We start from the raw sequence: 19,321 nt of genomic DNA, 5'->3' as shown, positions 1-19,321 counted from the left end.
CCTTCGCGGGGAATGACAGCGTCCTGGGCAATCAGTTCGGCATCCGGTGCATCGCGCAGATCTTGTTGCCGTCGAGATCGCGCAAGTAGGCGAGATAAAGCTTGTTCCCCGCGCCCTCGCGGATGCCGGGCGGATTCTCGATCGGCGTTCCGCCGGCGGCGACGCCAGCCGCGTGCCACCTGTCGACCTGCTCAGGCGAGTTGGCGGCAAAGCCGATGGTGCCGCCGTTCGCGCAGGTCGCGGGCTCGCCGTTGATCGGCTTCGTCACCGAGAACACGCCGGTCTTGGTGATGTAGAAGATGCGATGGCCGTCGACCCGTGCAGGCCGCACCTCGAGCGTGCTGAGCAGCTGGTCGTAGAAAGCCTTCGCCTTGTCGAGGTCGTTGGTGCCGATCATGATGTGTGAAAACATTCGCCCTGTCCCCTCTGCGCTCACAAAACGAGAAGCCGTAGGGTGGGCAAAGCGCAGCGTGCCCACCACGGCCTTCGAAAGTATTTCTGGTGGGCACGGCGCAAGAGCGCCTTTGCCCACCCTACGAGATGTCAAAACGCGGTATAGCCGCCGTCGATCACGAACGTATCGGCCGTATGATACGACGACGCCCTGCTCATCAGATACACCGCGATGCCGCCGAAATCGCTGGCCTCGCCGAAGCGACGCTGCGGAATGCGCGGCATCACATTGGCGACGAACTTGTCGTTGGCCATGAGGCCGGCGGTCATGTCGCTCTTGATCCAGCCGGGCAGGATCGCATTCGCAGTGACGCCGTGGCGTGCCAGCTCGACGCCGAGCGCGCGCACCAGCGCGTTGATGGCAGCCTTGGTCGCGGCATAGTGCTCGTTGCGCGCGGTGCCGAAGATCGAGGCGAGGCTCGAGGTCGCGACCAGCCGGCCGAAGGGATCGCCGGCATTGGCGCGGTCGGTCATGTGTCTGGCGGCCGCCTGGAACGCGTGGAACACGCCGTCGAGATTGGTCGTAAACATCGTGCGCCATTCCTCTTCGGTGCGCTCGATGAAGGAGCGCCGGCCGCCGCCGCCGATGCCGGCATTGGCGAAGCAGCCGTCGACCCGGCCGAAGGTGTCGAGCGTGGCCTTCATCGCGGCATTGACCGATGCCGGATCGGTGACGTCGCAGACGCGGGTATCCACCTTGCCGGCGAGTCCCGCCAGGCTCGCGGCAGCGCTTCTGTTCTTGTCAGGATTGCGGCCCCAGATCGAAACGTTGCAGCCCTGGCCGGCCAGTGCCTGCGCGATGCCGAGCCCGATGCCGCCATTGCCGCCGGTGATCACGGCGACACGGCCGGAGAGGTCGAAAAGGTTCATGGCGCGTTTCCCGTTTTTGGCAAGACTTTCTGGCATGACGCGCATCAGCCGCTGCGCGCAAGATTGCTTGCTATGCTCCGATCACCATGGACAAGACCGCGCCAAAAATCAAATATGCGCCCCGGCAAAAGTAATTCCGGTCTGCGAAACTGACGCAGGCCGCAACTGACGAGGAAACCATGCAGTTCAAACACGTCACGCTCGACTTCGATGGTTCGGTCGCGATCCTCAAGCTCGACCATCAGGAGGTGATGAACGCGGTCTCCGTGGACATGCTGGGTGGCCTTGCCGAGGCGCTCGATGCGATCGAAGAGAAGAAAGACGAGGTGCGCTGCGTCGTGTTGACCGGCGCGGGGCGGGCGTTCTGTACCGGCGCTAATCTTCAGGGCCGCAACAACCAGTCGAAGAAGACCAAGGCCGGCCTGACGCTGGAGACCGGCTTTCACCCGTTCCTGCGCCGCATCCGCAATCTGCACTGCCCGATCGTCACCGCGGTCAATGGGCCGGCGGCGGGTGCCGGCATGAGCTTCGCGCTGCTTGGCGACATGATCCTGTGTGCGCGCTCGTCCTACTTCCTGCAGGCGTTCCGCCGCATCGGCCTCGTGCCGGATTGCGGGTCGACCTGGCTGCTGCCGCGGCTCATTGGTCGGGCCCGCTCGATCGAGCTGTCGCTGATGGGCGAGCGGCTCCCGGCCGAGAAGGCGCTGGAATGGGGCCTCGTCAATCGCGTCTACGATGACGGCGTGCTGATGGAGGAGGCGATGAAGCTGGCGCGCGAGCTTGCCAGCGGCCCGACGGTGGCGTTGTCGCTGATCCGCAAGCTCTATTGGGACAGCCCGGAAAATTCCTTCGAGGATCAGCTCAACCTCGAATTCCAGTGCCAGCTCCGCGCCGGCGACACCCAGGATTTTCGCGAGGGCGTCGGCGCGTTCCTGGAGAAGCGCCCCGCGCAGTTCAAGGGCAAATGATCGAAGCGCAACTCTCCCGCAGCGTCACGCGCTGGTGCGAGGGGGCGACCGGCGTCACCGGCGCGGCCAAGCTGTCCGGCGGTGCCAGCCAGGAAACCTGGCGCTTCGACATCGTGCATCCCGACGGGCCGATCGGTGCGATCCTGCGCCGCTCGCCGAAGGGTTATGGCGCGGCTCCGACGCGCGCGGCGGGGCTCGGCGCTGAAGCGCAATTGATGCAGCTCGCCTATGAAGCCGGCGTGCCGTCGCCGCGCGTGATGCATGTCTTGACGGCCGAGGACGATCTCGGCACCGGCTTCATCATGCAGCGGGTCGAGGGCGAGACCATCGCGCGCAAGATTCTTCGCGATGAAGAGTATGCGGCCGCGCGGCCGCTTCTCGCGCGGCAAATCGGCGGCGTTCTCGCGGGCCTGCACAGGCTGCCTTTGGACAAGCTGCCGGAGCTGCGCAGTCGCGGCGCGACCCAGGAGATCGGCGAATTCGAGCGCGACTATCGCAGCCTGAACTGGCCCAAGCCCGTGTTCGAGCTGGTGCTGCGCTGGCTGCGCGACCACGATCCCGGCCCCTCGGCCGAGGAGACGCTGGTGCATGGCGATTTCCGCAACGGCAATCTCATCATCGGCCCCGACGGCGTCCGCGCCGTGCTCGACTGGGAGCTTGCCCATCTCGGCGATCCCATGGAGGATCTTGGCTGGGTCTGCGTTAACTCTTGGCGGTTCGGCGAGATCGACAAGCCCGTCGGCGGTTTTGGCACTCGCGAGGAATTGTTCGCGGGTTACGAAGCGGCAGGCCGAAAAGTCGATCCCGCGCGCGTAAAATTCTGGGAAGTGATGGGCACGCTGCGCTGGGGCATCATGTGCGGCGGCATGATGCAGCGGTTTCGCGAAGGACCGGACCATTCCATGGAGCGCGCCATGATCGGGCGTCGCGCCTCCGAGACCGAGATCGATCTGTTGCGGCTCTTGGCGCCGCGCGGGAGTTGACACATGCAGGACGAACCGACACCGGTCGAGCTGACCAAGTCAGTCGCCGATTTCCTCCGCAGCGACATCGCACCGCTGATCTCCGGCCACCAGGCGTTCAAGCTGCGCGTCGCCATCAACATCCTCGACCTCGTCACGCGGCAGCTGACGCAGGAGGAGGGGAGCGATGCGAAAGAGGTGGAGCGGCTGCGTGCACTGCTCGGCATTGACGGCTCGGTGACGGACCTCAACCGCGTGCTGGCCGAGCGTATCGCCAGGGGCGAGGTGGATATCGCAACGCCGGGCCTCGCCGAGCATCTGTGGGCGACCACGATGGACAAGCTTGCGGTGGATCAGCCGAATTATGCGTCGTACAAGCGCGAGCTGGGGCGTGGCGGGTAGGCGGCGCTACATTCTCCGTCATTGCGAGGAGCCCCTGCGAGGAAGCAATCCAGAGTGTCCCCGCGGAGGCAGTCTGGATTGCTTCGCTGCGCTCGCAATGACGGCGTTGATGCAGTGGTGCGCCACACTCTCCTCGTCATTCCGGGGCGTCGCGAAGCGACGAGCCCGGAATCCATTTATCCGCGGTCGCCGTGGCCCGATGGATTCCGGGCTCGCGCCTGACGGCGCGCCCCGGAATGACAGGAGGGATTACTTCCCCACCCATTTCGGCGGCCGCTTCTCCGAAAACGCCTTCGGGCCCTCGATGTAGTCCTGCGAGGCCACCATCGCCTTCACCGCCGGATATTCGCGCTGCTCCTCGATCGCCTGCTCCAGCGAGACGCCAAGCCCCTTCTGGATCGCCTGCTTTGAAGCCCGGATCGACATCGGTGAGTTCTTGGTGATCATCTCCGCCCAGCGTAGCGCCGCCGTCAGCGCCTCGCCCTGCGGCACCACCTCGTTGACGAAGCCGAGCTCGTGACCCTCCTTGGCGCTGACATGGCGCGCGGTGAGGATCATGCCCATGGCGCGCTTCAGGCCGATCTGGCGCGGCAGCCGGTGCAGGCCGCCGGCGAGGGCGGCAAGGCCCACGCGCGGCTCGGGCAAGGCGAAGGTCGCGTTCTCCGCGGCGATGATCAGGTCGCAGGCCAGCGCGATCTCGAAGCCGCCGCCCATCGCAACGCCGTTGACGGCGGCAATGATCGGCTTGTCGCAGTCGAAGCGCGAGGTGAGGCCGGCAAAACCGCCCTTGTCCCAGCCGCGTTTGCCGCCGGCCGCCTGCCACTTCAGGTCGTTGCCGGCGCAGAACGCCTTGTCGCCGGCGCCCGTGACGATCGCGACCCATTGCTCGGCATCGGCCGAGAAATCGTCGAACACCTTCTGGAGCTCGAAATGCGCGTCGGTATGCAGCGCATTGTAGACCTCGGGCCGCGACAGCGTGACGATCGTGATCGGTCCCTTGCGTTCCACCTTGGAAAATTTTAGCTCCATCGCTCGCTCCCGCTTTTTCTCCTGAAGGAATATTGCCGTCATACTAGCGTGCACAAGCGCCGGGGCACCATCGAATTGCGCAATGCGCCTTGCGCAGCCGGCACGCCTCGGCTTGCTTGACTTGCGCGCGCTCTTCTCACCTTAATCGTGCGAAGCAAAAGCGTGCTTAGCGCCTTAACGCAAAACGAAAAAATCATCCGGGAGAGAGCCGTGGATTTCTCATTGCCAACAGATCTCGTCGCCTATCTCGGAGAGCTCGACCGTTTCATCGAACGCGAGATCAAGCCGCTGGAAGCGGCCGACGACAACATCCGCTTCTTTGATCATCGCCGCGAATGGGCGCGCACCGATTTCGAGAACGGCGGCCTGCCGCGGCACGAATGGGAGGCGCTGCTGCGCAAGGCCAAGGATCTCGCGGACGCCGCCGGGCACCTGCGCTTCCCGGTGCCGAAGCAGTATGGCGGCAAGGACGGCTCCAACCTCTGGATGGCGGTGATCCGCGAGCATTTTGCCGCCAAGGGCCTTGGCCTGCACAACGACCTTCAGAACGAGCATTCCATCGTCGGCAATTTCCCTGTCGTCACCATGCTCGACCGCTACGGTCGCGACGACCAGAAGGCGATGATCGACGGCTCGATCAAGGGCAAGTACCGCATCACCTTTGGCCTCACCGAGCCGCATCACGGCTCGGATGCCACGCACATGGAGACACGTGCGGTGCCGGCGACCCGCGACAACGTCAAGGGCTGGATCATCAACGGCGAGAAGATGTGGACGACGGGCATGCACGTCGCCACGCATTGCGCGCTGTTCGCACGCACCTCGGGCAATGACGGCGATGCGCGCGGCATCACCTGCTTCCTGGTGCCGGCCAAGAGCCACGGCGTCAAGGTCGAGGAGTACATGTGGACCTTCAACATGCCGACCGATCATCCCCGCGTCAGCTTCACCGACGTGTTCGTGCCCGAGGATGCGCTGTTCGGCGAGGTCGGCCGCGGCCTGTCGCTGGCGCAGTGCTTCGTGCACCAGAACCGCATCCGTCAGGCGGCGAGCTCGCTGGGCGCCGCCGGCTATTGCATCAATGAAAGCGTCAAATATGCGCGCGAGCGAAAACCATTCGGCAAGGCGCTCGCCGAGAACCAGGCGATCCAGTTCCCGCTGGTCGAGCTCGCGACGCAAGCCGAGATGCTGCGCCTTCTGATCCGCAAGACCGCCTGGGAGATGGATAAGCTCACCGAGGAGCAGATCGAGCGCACGCTCTCCGACCGCGTCTCGATGTGCAACTACTGGGCAAACCGCCTCTGCTGCGAATCCGCCGACCGCGCCATGCAGGTCCACGGCGGGATGGGCTATTCACGCCACAAGCCGTTCGAGCATATCTATCGGCACCATCGCCGTTACCGGATCACGGAAGGCAGCGAGGAGATCCAGATGCGCAAGGTGGCGGGGTTCCTGTTCGGATATATGGGACCGGGGAAGCATTGAGGCTTGCACGGCTGTCGTAGGGTGGGCGAAGCGAAGCGTACGCACGATCCCTCGAATACGAAACGAGACCGTGGGCACGGCGCGTTGCGCCTTTGCCCACCCTACGGCATCGCGCGATCAATTCACCCGCCGATCCTTCCCGGCCCAATACGGCTCCCTCAATTGCCGTCGCAAAATCTTGCCTGACGGATTCCTCGGCAGCGTCGGCAGAAACTCCACGCTCTTCGGCGTCTTGAACCCGGCGATGCGCTCGCGGGTGAAGTTGATGATGTCGGTGGCGGTCGCCTGCTTGCCGGGCTTCATCACCACCACGGCCTTCACCGCTTCGCCCCATTTATCGTCGGGCACGCCGATCACGGCGGCCTCGGCGACATCTGGATGATCGCACAGCGCGCTCTCGACCTCGGCCGGATAGACGTTCTCGCCGCCGGAGATGATCATGTCCTTGATGCGGTCGTGGATATAGAGGTAGCCGTCCTCGTCCATGTAGCCGGCATCGCCGGTACGCAGCCAGCCGTCGCCGCGCAGCGTCGACGCGGTCGCCTCCGGCAAATTCCAGTAGCCCGCCATGTTGGAGCCCGAGCGCGTCGCGATCTCGCCAACCTGGCGCGGCGGCAGCGGCTTGCCGTCCGCATCCAGAATGGCGATCTCGACACCGGGGAGCGCCTTGCCGGCCGAGCGCATCCGCTCCAGCCCCTCGACGTGATCCTCCGGCGGCAGCGCGACGATGGTGCCTGTCGTCTCGGTCATGCCGTACATCTGCACGAAGCCGCATTTGAAGACCTCGATGCACTCCTTCAGCAGCGCTGCCGGAATCGGCGAGGCGCCGTACAGCATGTATTTCAGCCTGGAGAAATCGACTGTCTTCGCGCGCGGCTGCCGCACCACGAACTGCATCGCTGCCGGCACCATGAAGAGCTTCGTGATGCCCGACTGCTCGAAGAAATCCAGCACCTTGGTCGGATCGAACTCGCGTGCGATCACGCCGCGGGCGCCGTGATAGAGACCCATCACGCCCCAGCCCGAGCCGCCAATGTGGAAGATCGGCATCGCGACCAGCGAGACGTCGTCAGTGGACCACCGGTTCCACTCCGGCTTGTCCGCGGCATTGCCTGTTTGCACCAGGTTGAGGAAGTTCGCGTGGCTCAGCATCGCGCCCTTCGGCTTGCCCGTGGTGCCGGAGGTGTAGAGCTGGATCGCGATGTCTTTCGTATCGATCGGTACCTTCGGATCGTCGCCGCTCTGCGCATCGCGCCAGGCCGTAAAATCCTGCCATTCAGGGGCGCCGCCCTCGGTCGTGATGATCGTGCGCACGCCCGGAATCTGATCCCTGATCTGACGGACCAGTGTGATGAACTCGGGCCCGACGAACAGCACCGGCGCCCTGCAATCCGCGACGATGAAGGCGACCTCGGGCCCCGCGAGCCGCCAGTTCACCGGCGCCATCACCACGTCAGCCTTCATCGCGCCCATCAGCAGCTCGAAATAGAGGTCGCTGTTCTTGCCGAGATAGGCGATGCGCTCGCCCTTCTTCACGCCCATCGAGATCAGCGCGTTGGCGACCCTATTGGTCTTGATGTCGAACGCGGCGAAGCTGGTGACGCGGCCCTCGAACTCGTAGGCGGTGGCATTGCCGCGACTCGTCGCGCGCTCGCGCACCATGTCGGCGAGATTCGCCAATGGCTGTGTGGACATGTTCCTCTCGTGACGTCTTGTTCTTATGCCGCGGAGTGTGGCGTCATCCGCGGGTGATGACAAGATGGAGGAGGGGCTCTCTCAACGATGTCGTCCTGGCGAAAGCCAGGACCCATAGCCGTAAAACGCAATTTGGCGAAGACCGGTCATGACCAATCTTCGCCAAACGACATTCGGTGGTAGTGGGTCCTGGCTTTCGCCAGGACGACTACGGAGAGAGCGACTACCCCCGCTTCGCCCGGTCCTTCTCGTTCTGGGCCATGATGCTCTCGCGCGCGGTCTTCCAGTCGTCGTCGCTCCAGTCGCGGAGCTGGTAGAAATTGCCGCCCATCGCGAGCGCCTGGGCGCCGTCCATGGCGATGGTCTCGCCGGAGATCCAGTCGCAGCCGCCGGAGATCAGGAACACGGCGACGTTCTGCAACTCCTCCATGGTACCGACGCGGCCCATCGGGTTCATCGCCTTGGTGCGCGCGCCGGCCTCGTCGCCCGGCTTGATGCGCTTGCTCATGCCTTCGGTCGGGATCTCGCCGGGCGCGATCGTGTTGAGGCGGATGCCGTATCGGCCCCATTCGGTCGCAAGCGACATCGTCATGGCGTGGATCGCCGACTTGCTCATCGCCGACGGAACCACATAGGGCGAGCCGTTGCGCACCCAGGTCGTGGTGATCGAGACGACGTTGCCCGGCTGCTTCAAGGCGATCCAGCGCTTGCCGACCGCATGCGTCACGTAGAACGTGCCGTGCATGACGATGTTGGCGACGGCGTCGAAGCCGCGCGGCGACAGCTCTTCGGTGCGCGAGATGAAATTGCCGGCGGCGTTGTTGATGAGATCGGTGAGGGGCGCTTCGCGAAAGATGTTTTCGATCATCTCCTCGACCGCGAGCGCGTTGCGGATGTCGACGCCGTGGCTGGTGACGCGTCCGCCATGAAGATCCATCAATTCGGTCGCGGTCTCGTCGCACACGATCTTGCGTCGGCCGCAGATGTGCACTTCGGCTCCAAGCTGGAGGAAGCGCGCCGCCATCGACTTGCCGAGCCCGGTGCCGCCGCCGGTCACGAGGATGCGCCGGCCGGCCAGAAGATTTTCCTTGAACATGGGTGTTTCCCCCGTAGGGATTGTCGGTTAATTGATCGATTGACTAAATCCGGCCGCCGGCTTCCTGTAAAGCGGCACTGAACAAGAACAGGGGAGAATTCATCCATGGAAGAGCGCGTCTCGATCTCGATCTCGGAAGGCGTCGCCGACGTGCGCCTGGTGCGCGCGGACAAGATGAACGCGCTCGATCAGGCCATGTTCGAGGCGCTGGTTGCCGCCACCGAACGGCTTTCGAAGGAAAAAGGCGTGCGCGTCGTCGTGCTCTCCGGCGAGGGCCGCGCTTTCTGCGCCGGTCTCGACATGGGGCGTTTTGCCGCCATGAAGGAAAAGGGCGGCAACGGAATTCCGGGTGGCGAAAATCGCGATCTCACCAAGCGCACGCATGGCCAGGCGAACTTTCCGCAACAGGCGGTATGGGGATGGCGCCAGCTTGCTGTTCCCGTAATCGCGGCCGTGCATGGCGTTGCCTTCGGTGGCGGCTTCCAGCTCTCGCTCGGTGCCGACATGCGCTTCCTCTCCCCCGATGCGCGGATGTCGGTGATGGAGATCAAATGGGGCCTCGTGCCTGATATGGCGGGCACGCCGATCCTGGCCAGTCTCGTGCGCGACGACATCCTGCGCGATCTCACCTATACGGGGCGCATCTTCTCCGCGCAGGAGGCGATGGCTTACGGCCTTGCCACGCGGATCTGCGACGATCCGCGGGCGGTCGCGCTGGAAGTGGCGCGCGAGATCGCCGGCAAGAGCCCCGATGCGATCCGCGCCGCCAAGCGCCTGCTCAACAATCTCTCGGTCGATCCGGGCCCGGCGCTGCTGGCCGAGTCCGTCGAGCAGCAGAAGCTGATCGGTAGTGCGAACCAGACCGAGGCGGTCCGTGCCAATCTGGAAAAGCGCGCGCCGAAGTTTGCGGATTAGTTCTCTGTCGTTCCGGGATGGTCCGAAGGACCAGACCTCAGGTGCGCAATTGCGCACCGGGGAACCTCGAGATTCCGGGTTCGATGCTGCGCATCGCCCCGGAATGACGGCCACTAACCACAACAAAGAAAAACAACAATGAGCGAAACGTCCCAATTCCTCGGCATCGTCTCCGGCGACCGCCGCCGTTCCCACGCCGAGGTCGCCAATCGCGCCGACCGCATCGCGAACGGCCTCAGCAAGATCGGCGTCCGCCCGGGCGATTGCGTCTGCATGCTGATGCGCAACGACATCGCCTTCCTGGAGGCCGCCTACGCCGCGATGCGGCTGGGTGCCTATGGCGTGCCGATCAACTGGCACTTCAAGCCGGAAGAGATCAACTACATCCTCAACGACACCGGCACGTCCGTGCTGATCGGGCATGCCGACATGCTGCACGCGCTGCGCGATGCGATTCCATCGGGCGTCGCCGTGCTCAGCGTGCCGACGCCGCCCGAGATCCTGTCCAACTACAAGATCGATCCGGATCATCTGGCAACGCCGGCCTTCGCGATCGATTTCGAATCCTGGCTCGCGCAGCATCAGCCTTATGACGGTCCAATCGTGCCGCAGCCGATGAGCATGATCTATACGTCAGGCACGACCGGCCATCCCAAGGGCGTGCGGCGCAATGCGCCGACGCCGGAGCAGCAGGCCGCCGGCGAGCGCATGCGCGCGATGATCTATGGTCTGAAGCCCGGCGCCCGCGCGATCCTGCCGGGCCCGCTCTATCATTCCGCGCCGAACTCGTTCGGCATCCGCGCGGGAAAACTCGGCGGCGCGCTGGTGCTGATGCCGCGCTTCGAGGCGGAAGAGTTTTTGGAGCTGATCGAACGCTACAGGATCGACACCGTCTTCATGGTGCCGACCATGTTCATCCGACTGATGAAGCTGCCCGAGGCGGTGCGCAGGAAGTACGACGTTTCCTCGCTGCGCCATATCATCCACGCGGCAGCGCCTTGCCCGGCCGACGTCAAGCGCGCCATGATCGACTGGTGGGGGCCGGTGATCTACGAATTCTACGGCTCGACCGAATCCAGCGCCGTCACGTTTGCGACCTCCGAAGATGCGCTCAAAAAGCCCGGCACCGTCGGCAAGATTTCTCCCGGCGCCGAGCTGCGCTTCCTCGGTGAGGACGGCCGCGTGCTCGGCGTGGGCGAGATCGGCGAGATCTATTCCCGCATGGCGGAGATGGCCGACTTCACCTATCACAACAAGCCGGAGAAGCGCGCCGAGATCGACCGCGACGGCTTCATCACCTCCGGCGACGTCGGCTACATCGACGAAGACGGCTACGTCTTCATCTGCGATCGCAAGCGCGACATGGTGATCTCGGGCGGCGTCAACATCTATCCGGCCGAGATCGAGTCCGTGCTGCACGCCGTGCCCGGCGTGCATGATTGCGCGGTGTTCGGTATCCCCGACGCCGAATTCGGCGAGGCATTGATGGCGGTGGTCGAGCCGCAAGCCGGCATCACGCTCGATGCCGCCGATGTCCGCGCGCGGCTGAAGACCTCGCTCGCCGACTACAAGGTGCCCAAGCACATCGAGATCCGCAGCGGGCTGCCGCGCGAAGACTCCGGCAAGATATTCAAGCGCCGCCTGCGCGATCCCTATTGGGAGCAGGCGGGGCGAAAGATCTGACAACTCGACGAGAACCCGTAGGGTGGGCAAAGCGAAGCGTGCCCACCATGACGATCGAGGTGCTGATGGTGGGCACGGCGCAAGCGCGCCTTTGCCCACCCTACGAGGGAAACGACAGGGAAACATTCGTCATGAGTGACGCCACCAAGGAAGTCCTCTATACAGTCGCCGATCACATCGCGACCATCACGCTGAATGCGCCGGAGCGCATGAACACGATCTCCGGGCCGATGCTGAACGATCTGGCGCGGCTCTTGACCGAGGCCAATGAGGACAAGAACGTCCGCGTCGTGATCCTCACCGGCAAGGGGCGGGCGTTCTGCGCGGGCCTCGACCTGCGCAAGGAGCGCGACGGCAATGGCCTCAGCGCGGCGTCCTCGCCGACCACGATCAACCTGCGCAACACACCGCCGACGGTCTTGCAAGCGATGGACAAGCCGACCATCTGTGCCGTCAACGGCGGCGCCGCCGGCTACGGCATGGACACCGCGCTCGGCTGCGACATCCGCATCATGGCGGAATCCGCAAAACTCGCCGCAGCCTTCGTCAAGCGCGGCGTGGTGCCGGAATCCGGCGGCACCTGGCTGCTGCCACGCATGCTCGGTTGGGCCAAGGCCTCCGAGCTGATTTTCACCGGCCGCACGCTGAGCGCACGCGAGTGCCTGGACTGGGGCCTTGCCAACGAGGTCGTGCCGGACGCCGACTTGATGAGCCGCGCCACTGCGATTGCCTGCGAAATCGCCGCCAACGCGCCGCTCGCGGTGCAAGCCTCCAAGCGCATGATGCGGATGGGCCTCAACGAGAACTTCTCCGACCACGTCCACCACGTCTATCTCCAACTCCTGCCATTGTTCAAAACCCAGGACATGGCCGAGGGCATGAAGGCCTTCATGGAGAAGCGCGAGCCGAAGTTCGAGGGGCGGTAGGCCAGGTCGGCTGGCACACGCAAGAGTGGCAATTATGGATCGGCTCGGCTAGATTGGCGGTCCCGCTCCAGCCGCTTGCGATCACCTATGCCCTCATTCCGCGCCAGCTTCTTCGAAGTCCCTCATGCGGCCGTCTACGCGCTGATGACGGTGACGGTCCTCACGTCGGGGTTTTGCTTCATCCAGGCGGGCGGTCCGTCGGCGCCGGCGGAGTTGCTGTATCGCTACGGGGGCATGTACACGACCGCAATCGCGCGGCATGAGTATTGGCGACTGCTCGCTTATGGCTTCCTGCACGTCAATTTCGTCCACCTCACGATGAACATGTTGTGTCTGGTGCTGTGGGGCGGGCATCTCGAGCGGCGGGTGGGACCGGCCTATTTCCTCATCATCTACCTCTGCGCGATGGTGTTCGGCGCCGTCATCGGCAATGGCATTCATTCCACGCCCTATTTGACGGTCGGCGCGTCCGGCGCCACATCGGGCATTCTGGGCGCGCTGCTTTGCCTGTGGATTCTCGGCAAGCTCGATGTCGGGTTCGATTTCTTCGCGATCAACATCGGATTGAACATCGCGTTTGCGTTCGGCAATTCACGGATTGACTGGGGTGTCCATCTTGGTGGTTTTGCAGCTGGCTTGATCGCCTGCGCATTGCTGGACCTCATCGAGAAGGCGAATATCCATGTGCTTCGGTGCAAGTTTCCGGAAGCGGTAAAGGTCAATCTTACCCTGCTTGCCTGCGTTGCCGCACTGTGGGCCTGGAGCGGCCAGGCTCAGGTGATCGCCGCCGGGGGCGCCGGATGGGGCCCCGCCCTCGTCGTCGTGGCCGCGTGTTGTGCCGTGGTGAAGATGGTTGATCTCATCCTCTCCATGAAGAAGGGCCTCGCGATCGTCGTGACGGTTCTGGCCGGAGCGAACGCTGCGGCCGTGATGCTTTCCGGTGGGGCTCTGGCATCGACTTGCAGCCCGCGCTGGCCAACTGGCTCCGTTCCGCTCGATAATCTTCTCGTCATATTCTGCCCCAATCCTGTTCTCATTTCGGGGCTGGCCGCGATTGGCGCCGCTGCGGTGACGCTTTGGCTCTGTTCGAAGGAGATTTCGCGCGGGATCGAGGATGTTGGATTCGTCGGCACGTCGTTGCGTGCCGAACGCGGCCGGCGTCGTGGACTATGACCGCGGAAGGCGTGCTATAAAGAGGGATCACCGACCTCCGGATAATCCCATGGCCCCTGTTTCCATCCTGCTCAACCTGCTCTGGATCCTCATCGGCGGCGCCTGGATGGCGTTCGGCTGGCTGGTCGCCGCCATCATCATGGCCGTCACCATCATTGGCCTGCCCTGGGCGCGGGCGGCGTTCAACATCGCCGTCTACACGCTGCTGCCGTTCGGCTCGAAAGCGGTCAGCCGCTACGAGGTCACGGGTGTCGAGGATATCGGCACCGGCCCGCTGGGCGTGATCGGCAATATCATCTGGTTCGTGCTGGCCGGCTGGTGGCTGGCGCTCGGCCACCTCGTGACCGCTCTGGTCCTGGCGATCACCATCATCGGCATCCCCTTCGCCTGGGCCCATCTGAAGCTCGCCGGCATCGCGCTCTGGCCGATCGGCAAGGTGATCGTGCCGGCCTAGCGGCAGTCCCGGTCCCAAGTAACACCCCAAGTGTGCGCCGCCCCCAACTTCACCTTGCGCTGCGGCAAAAAACTTGCACACTCGGCTGAACCGGGCAGTCAAGCGAGCTCGAACCAGGGGAGCGAGCCATGTCCCTCCAGACATTACCATCCGACGCCGCAGATTCTCGCCCCAATCGCCCGGAGGACGTCCAGGCGCTGGAGGCGGACGCCCGGCTGCGGGACGACATTCGCCTGCTCGGACGCATCCTGGGCGACACGGTGCGCGACCAGGAGGGCGCCGACTTGTTCGACCTGGTCGAGCGCATCCGCCAGACCTCGATCCGGTTCCACCGCGACGAGGACCGGCTCGCCCGACGCGAGCTCGAGCAGATCCTCGACAGCATGTCGACCTCCGAGACGGTGCGGATCGTCCGCGCCTTCAGCTATTTCTCCCACCTCGCCAACATCGCCGAGGACCAGAACAACATCCGCCAGATGCGCGCCCGCACCGCGGCCAAGATCGGCGGCTCCGGCGTGCTGGCGGACACGCTGGCCCATGCCAAGGCCGCGGGCATCGGCCCTGACGCCCTGCGCAACTTCTTCAAGACCGCGCTCGTCAGCCCGGTGCTGACCGCGCACCCGACCGAGGTCCGCCGCAAGAGCACCATGGACCGCGAGATGGAGGTCGCTAGCCTGCTCGACCGCCGCGAGCGCGTCGCGTTGACCGAGGACGAAGCCGCCGCCAGCGACGAGCAGCTCCGCCGCGAGGTGCTGACGCTGTGGCAGACCAATCTGCTTCGCCGGACCAAGCTCACCGTGCTCGACGAGGTCGCCAACGGCCTGTCCTTCTACGACTACACGTTCCTGCGCGAGGTGCCGCGGCTGGTCAACGTGCTGGAAGACCGGCTGGAGGAGGACGGCGACCAGGCGGCCAGCGAGCTCGCCTCGTTCCTGCGCATGGGCAGCTGGATCGGCGGCGATCGCGACGGCAATCCCTTCGTCACCGCCGACGTCATGCGCGGCACGCTGCGGCTGCAGTCGAGCCGGGTGATGCAGTTCTATCTGAACGAGCTGCACGTGCTCGGCTCCGAGCTGTCGATCGCGGCCCATCTCGCCGACGTCTCCGAGGAGCTGCGCACGCTGGCGGAGCGCTCGCCGGATACCTCGCCGCACCGGAGCGGCGAGCCGTATCGCCTCGCGGTCTCCGGCATCTATGCGCGCCTGACGGCGACGGCTGAAGCGCTCGAGGTCGAGATCACGCGCCGGCCGGTCGGCAAGGGCAGGCCGTACGAGAGCGTCAAGGAGTTGCAAGCCGATCTCGACGTGCTGCACCGCTCGCTGATCTCCAACAACGCCCGCGTCATCGCCCGCGGCCGGCTGCGGCTGTTGCGCCGCGCGGTGGACTGCTTCGGCTTCCATCTGGCGCGGCTCGACATCCGCCAGAACTCGGCGGTGCACGAGCGGACCATCGCCGAGCTGATGGACGCCGCCAACCCCGGCATGTCCTATCTCGCGCTCGGCGAGGACGCGCGCATCTCGCTGCTCACCAACGAACTCCGCAGCACGCGCGCGCTGGTGTCCCCGTTCGTCAAGTACAGCGACGAGACCATGGGCGAGCTCAACGTCTTCCACGCCGCCGCGGAGGCGCATGCGAAGTTCGGCTCGGACGCGATCCCCCAATGCATCATCTCGATGTGCAAGGGCATGTCGGACATGCTCGAGGTCGCCGTGCTGCTCAAGGAGGTGGGCCTCGTCCATCCCTCCGGGCGCAGCGCGATCAACATCGTGCCGCTGTTCGAGACCATCGAGGATCTGCAGGCCTCCAGCGCCATCATGGACCGCATGCTGTCGCTGCACGATTACCGCCGCCTGGTCGACAGCCGCGGCAGCGTGCAGGAGGTCATGCTCGGCTATTCCGACAGCAACAAGGATGGCGGCTTCGTCACCTCGGGCTGGGAGCTCTACAAGGCCGAGATCAACCTCGTCGACGTGTTCGAGCGCCATCACGTGCGCCTGCGCCTGTTCCACGGCCGCGGCGGCTCGGTCGGCCGCGGCGGCGGGCCGAGCTACGACGCGATCATCGCGCAGCCCGGCGGCGCGGTGAACGGCCAGATCCGCATCACCGAGCAGGGCGAGATCATCTCGTCGAAATATTCCAACGCCGAAGTCGGCCGCAACAATCTGGAGATCCTGGCCGCCGCGACGCTGGAGGCGAGCCTGCTGCATCCGCGCCAGAGCGCGCCGCGCCGCGAATACCTCACTGCAATGGACGAACTCTCAAGTCTCGCCTTTAGGGCTTATCGCGGCCTCGTCTACGAGACCGACGGTTTCGTCGATTACTTCTGGGCCTCGACCGTCATCAACGAGATCGCGACGCTCAACATCGGCAGCCGCCCGGCCTCGCGCAAGAAGACCCGCGCGATCGAAGACCTTCGCGCCATTCCCTGGGTGTTCTCCTGGGCGCAATGCCGCCTGATGCTGCCGGGCTGGTACGGCTTTGGCACCGCGGTCGAGCAATGGATCGCCGAGCATCCCGACAAGGGCATGCCGTTCCTCAAAGAGCTCTACAAGGAATGGCCGTTCTTCCGCATGCTCTTGTCGAACATGGACATGGTGCTCGCCAAAAGCTCGATCGCGATCGCCTCGCGTTATGCCGAGCTCGTACCGGATGAGGCGTTGCGCGAAAAAATCTTCGGCCGCATCCGCCGCGAATGGCATTCCTGCATCGAGACGCTGCTGGACATCATGGGCCAGGACCGGCTGCTGCAAGGCAACCCGCTGCTCGAACGCTCCGTGCGCCACCGCTTCCCCTATCTCGACCCGCTCAACCACGTGCAGGTCGAGCTGCTGAGGGAGCACCGCGCGCAGAACCCGGACGAACAGGTGCTGCGCGGGATTCAGCTCACCATCAACGGTATCTCTGCGGGGCTGAGGAATACGGGCTAACCTCAGCCGTCGTTCCGGGGCGCCCGAAGGGCGAACCCGGAACCTCGAGATTTCGGCTCTGCGAGCCGCCCCGGAATGACGGCGCACACATCAACAGAAATGCGCCCCCTGTGTCTCCACATAGACCGCATAGAGCGACTGGCTCGCGGTCATGAACAGGCGGTTCCTCTTCCTGCCGCCGAAGCAGACATTGGCACAGGTCTCGGGCAGCAGGATCTGTCCGATGCGCGCGCCGTCGTTCGGTGCGAACACCTGCACGCCGTCATAGCCCGGACCGACCCAGCCGGCGCCGACCCAGATGTTGCCCTCGGTGTCGACCCGCAGGCCGTCGGGGAAGCCTGACTTGCCGTCGAGCTTCATGTCGATCAGCCGCTTCGGGTTCGACAGCTTCGACCCGTCGATGTCGTAGGACCACACCACGTTCTCCGCCTGCGGATAATGCGTGATGCCGGTGTCGCAGACATAGAGCTTCTTGTAGTCGTGAGAGAATGCGATGCCGTTCGGCTTGAACGGCTCGTCGGCGACCTTCGCAACCTGTCCGGTCTGCGTGTCGAGACGATAGACCGCTTCCTTCTGATACGGCTGCAACGAGCCGGTATTGGCAAGCTTGCCCTCGTAGATGCTGATCGCGCCATAACCGGGATCGGTGAACCAGATCGCCTTGTCGTTGGGGTGCACGACCATGTCGTTGGGGCCGTTGAGCGGCTTGCCGCCAGCCTGCTCGGCCAGCGTCGTCACCGAACCGTCATGCTCGTAGCGGACGAGGCGGGTGCGCTCGGCGCTGATCTGGCGGCCCTCAGTGTCGAACGAGTTGCCGTTGGCCTCGTTCGACGGCTTGTGGAACTGCTCGGAGATGTGCCCGTCGTCGTCGAGATAGCGCAGCTGCCGGTTGGCCGGGATATCGCTCCAGACGAGATATTGGCCCTGCGCATTCCACGCCGGTCCCTCCGCCCACAGGCAGCCGGTATAGAGCCGCTTGATCGCGGTGTTGCCGACCTTGGCCTTGAAGCGCTTGGGGTCGATGGCAATGATGTCAGGGTCGGGATAGCGCTGCGGCTCGGCATTGGCGCCGAACTCGCGGGCGTCAGCGCGCGAGGCGAGCAGGGCGGTTGCGGCCACCGTGGCCGCGCCCTTGAGAAGAGTGCGGCGGCCGAGACCGCCACGCTCGCTTGCAGTCGTATCGTCGGAGTTGGTCAGTATTCTTGTCATGGTTTCCTCCCAAAGTTTTGTTGGGAGGACAGCATCCGCCTGCAATCGGGCGTAAACCGGGGCGATCTCTGATCGAGACAACCAGAGATCGCAGGGCAGGGATGCCGGAAATGCGGCTGGACGGATCCTTACACGGGATCCCAGGGGAAGATGTCGGCGGAGCGGTCGAGCTTGTAGAACGAGCCCTTCAGCGCCGGCATGCCGTGTTCCGCGATCGATTGCGGCGTCCAGCCTTCGCTGCGATGCACCGAGCGCAGCGGGCGGTTCTGGCTGAACAGGAACAGCTCGTTCATGCGCGCGCCGAAGATCTGCCCGCTGACGTCCTTGGCGGCATCGGACAGCAGATAGGCGCAGACCGGCGCGATCTTCTCCGGACCCATCTGCTTGATCTTCTCGACGCGTGCCTTCTCGGCTTCGGTCTCGGTCGGGATGGTGCCGATCATGCGGGTCCAGGCGAACGGCGAGACGCAGTTGGAGCGGACGTTGAAGCGGCCCATGTCGAGCGCGATCGACTTCGACAGGCCGACGATGCCGAGCTTGGCGGCGGCGTAGTTGGCCTGGCCAAAGTTGCCGATCAGGCCCGAGGTGGAGGTGAAGTGCACGAAGGAGCCGCTCTCCTGCTCACGGAAAATCCGCGCCGCGGCGTGGCTGACGTAGAACGAGCCCATCAAATGCACCTTGATGACGGCCTCGAACGCCTCCACGCTCATCTTGTGGAAGATCATGTCGCGCAAAATGCCGGCATTGTTGACGACGCCGTCGAGCCGGCCGAAATGATCGGTCGCGGTCTTCACGATCTTGCTGGCGGGAATCGCTTCCGCCACCGACTCGAAATTGGCAACCGCCGCGCCGCCGCGCTTCTTGATCTCCTCGACGACTTCCTCGGCGGGAGAAGCGCTCGAGCCGGCACCGTCGGCAGCGACACCGGGATCGTTGACGACGACCTTGGCGCCTTCCGCCGCGCAGAGCAGCGCGATCTCCCGCCCGATGCCGCGGCCTGCGCCGGTGACGATGATGACCTTGTCTTGCAGTGATTTTGTCATGTGGGTGCCTCCTGTTATGCCCGTCATTCCG

At 64.6% G+C, this 19,321-nt stretch carries 17 protein-coding genes; 10 read left to right on the top strand and 7 right to left on the bottom strand.

Annotated elements, in window-relative coordinates; all coding sequences use genetic code 11:
• Positions 1 to 31: 31 nt before the first annotated feature.
• A complete protein-coding gene (locus AB5K84_RS32415; protein ID WP_028172377.1) occupies positions 32 to 412 on the bottom strand; it encodes a VOC family protein in 381 nt (126 codons plus the stop codon).
• A 131-nt stretch (positions 413 to 543) separates the two neighbouring features.
• Complete coding sequence (locus AB5K84_RS32410; protein ID WP_038965770.1) at positions 544 to 1,323, bottom strand: SDR family NAD(P)-dependent oxidoreductase; 780 nt, start codon at positions 1,321 to 1,323, stop codon at positions 544 to 546.
• A gap of 179 nt (positions 1,324 to 1,502) precedes the next feature.
• Here AB5K84_RS32410 and AB5K84_RS32405 point away from each other — a divergent pair, with 179 nt between their 5' ends.
• From AB5K84_RS32405 to AB5K84_RS32395, 3 genes are read left to right on the top strand one after another with little or no spacing between them, the layout of a single operon-like run.
• Positions 1,503 to 2,291, top strand: a complete 789-nt coding sequence (locus AB5K84_RS32405) for an enoyl-CoA hydratase/isomerase (protein WP_011085727.1) — start codon at positions 1,503 to 1,505, stop codon at positions 2,289 to 2,291.
• Complete coding sequence (locus AB5K84_RS32400; RefSeq protein ID WP_011085728.1) at positions 2,288 to 3,274, top strand: phosphotransferase family protein; 987 nt, start codon at positions 2,288 to 2,290, stop codon at positions 3,272 to 3,274. The genes AB5K84_RS32405 and AB5K84_RS32400 overlap by 4 nt, the downstream gene beginning before the upstream one ends.
• 3 nt (positions 3,275 to 3,277) lie before the next feature.
• The gene (locus tag AB5K84_RS32395) at positions 3,278 to 3,655 is read left to right on the top strand and encodes a DUF6285 domain-containing protein (RefSeq protein WP_011085729.1); all 378 of its coding nucleotides are present in this window, start codon (positions 3,278 to 3,280) and stop codon (positions 3,653 to 3,655) included.
• A 249-nt stretch (positions 3,656 to 3,904) separates the two neighbouring features.
• Here AB5K84_RS32395 and AB5K84_RS32390 read toward each other — a convergent pair whose 3' ends face one another.
• On the bottom strand, positions 3,905 to 4,684 hold the full coding sequence (locus AB5K84_RS32390) for an enoyl-CoA hydratase-related protein (protein WP_063921431.1): 780 nt from the start codon (positions 4,682 to 4,684) through the stop codon (positions 3,905 to 3,907).
• Between the two features lie 210 nt (positions 4,685 to 4,894).
• On the opposite strand from AB5K84_RS32390, the gene AB5K84_RS32385 reads away from it, so the two are divergent.
• Complete coding sequence (locus tag AB5K84_RS32385; RefSeq protein ID WP_038965763.1) at positions 4,895 to 6,169, top strand: acyl-CoA dehydrogenase family protein; 1,275 nt, start codon at positions 4,895 to 4,897, stop codon at positions 6,167 to 6,169.
• 117 nt (positions 6,170 to 6,286) lie between these two features.
• Here the strand turns inward: AB5K84_RS32385 and AB5K84_RS32380 are convergent, their stop codons facing one another.
• Both AB5K84_RS32380 and AB5K84_RS32375 read right to left on the bottom strand, forming a co-directional pair.
• Positions 6,287 to 7,864, bottom strand: coding sequence for a fatty acid--CoA ligase (locus AB5K84_RS32380; protein ID WP_011085732.1), 1,578 nt, complete (start codon positions 7,862 to 7,864; stop codon positions 6,287 to 6,289).
• Between the two features lie 223 nt (positions 7,865 to 8,087).
• Positions 8,088 to 8,960, bottom strand: coding sequence for an SDR family oxidoreductase (locus AB5K84_RS32375; RefSeq protein ID WP_011085733.1), 873 nt, complete (start codon positions 8,958 to 8,960; stop codon positions 8,088 to 8,090).
• Between the two features lie 105 nt (positions 8,961 to 9,065).
• On the opposite strand from AB5K84_RS32375, the gene AB5K84_RS32370 reads away from it, so the two are divergent.
• The 6 genes from AB5K84_RS32370 to ppc all read left to right on the top strand — a co-directional run bounded on the left by AB5K84_RS32370 (position 9,066) and on the right by ppc (position 17,038).
• Positions 9,066 to 9,875: a crotonase/enoyl-CoA hydratase family protein gene (locus AB5K84_RS32370; RefSeq protein ID WP_011085734.1), complete on the top strand. Its 810-nt coding sequence runs from the start codon at positions 9,066 to 9,068 to the stop codon at positions 9,873 to 9,875.
• Between the two features lie 138 nt (positions 9,876 to 10,013).
• Positions 10,014 to 11,558: an acyl-CoA synthetase gene (locus tag AB5K84_RS32365; protein ID WP_011085735.1), complete on the top strand. Its 1,545-nt coding sequence runs from the start codon at positions 10,014 to 10,016 to the stop codon at positions 11,556 to 11,558.
• Positions 11,559 to 11,689: 131 nt separating this feature from the next.
• Complete coding sequence (locus tag AB5K84_RS32360; RefSeq protein WP_038965766.1) at positions 11,690 to 12,484, top strand: enoyl-CoA hydratase/isomerase family protein; 795 nt, start codon at positions 11,690 to 11,692, stop codon at positions 12,482 to 12,484.
• An 87-nt stretch (positions 12,485 to 12,571) separates the two neighbouring features.
• On the top strand, positions 12,572 to 13,657 hold the full coding sequence (locus AB5K84_RS32355; protein WP_011085737.1) for a rhomboid family intramembrane serine protease: 1,086 nt from the start codon (positions 12,572 to 12,574) through the stop codon (positions 13,655 to 13,657).
• Positions 13,658 to 13,706: 49 nt separating this feature from the next.
• On the top strand, positions 13,707 to 14,111 hold the full coding sequence (locus AB5K84_RS32350; RefSeq protein ID WP_011085738.1) for a YccF domain-containing protein: 405 nt from the start codon (positions 13,707 to 13,709) through the stop codon (positions 14,109 to 14,111).
• Positions 14,112 to 14,239: 128 nt separating this feature from the next.
• Entirely contained in the window at positions 14,240 to 17,038 is a 2,799-nt protein-coding gene (gene ppc, locus AB5K84_RS32345; protein ID WP_011085739.1) for a phosphoenolpyruvate carboxylase, read from the top strand.
• A gap of 90 nt (positions 17,039 to 17,128) precedes the next feature.
• Here the strand turns inward: ppc and AB5K84_RS32340 are convergent, their stop codons facing one another.
• A complete protein-coding gene (locus AB5K84_RS32340) occupies positions 17,129 to 18,247 on the bottom strand; it encodes an SMP-30/gluconolactonase/LRE family protein (protein ID WP_011085740.1) in 1,119 nt (372 codons plus the stop codon).
• A gap of 128 nt (positions 18,248 to 18,375) precedes the next feature.
• Positions 18,376 to 19,290, bottom strand: a complete 915-nt coding sequence (locus AB5K84_RS32335; protein WP_011085741.1) for an SDR family oxidoreductase — start codon at positions 19,288 to 19,290, stop codon at positions 18,376 to 18,378.
• Positions 19,291 to 19,321 lie beyond the last annotated feature (31 nt).

This window comes from Bradyrhizobium sp. 1200_D9_N1_1, from assembly GCF_052075915.1.
GTDB lineage: Bacteria > Pseudomonadota > Alphaproteobacteria > Rhizobiales > Xanthobacteraceae > Bradyrhizobium > Bradyrhizobium diazoefficiens.
This window is presented reverse-complemented; position numbering and strand designations above follow the sequence as displayed.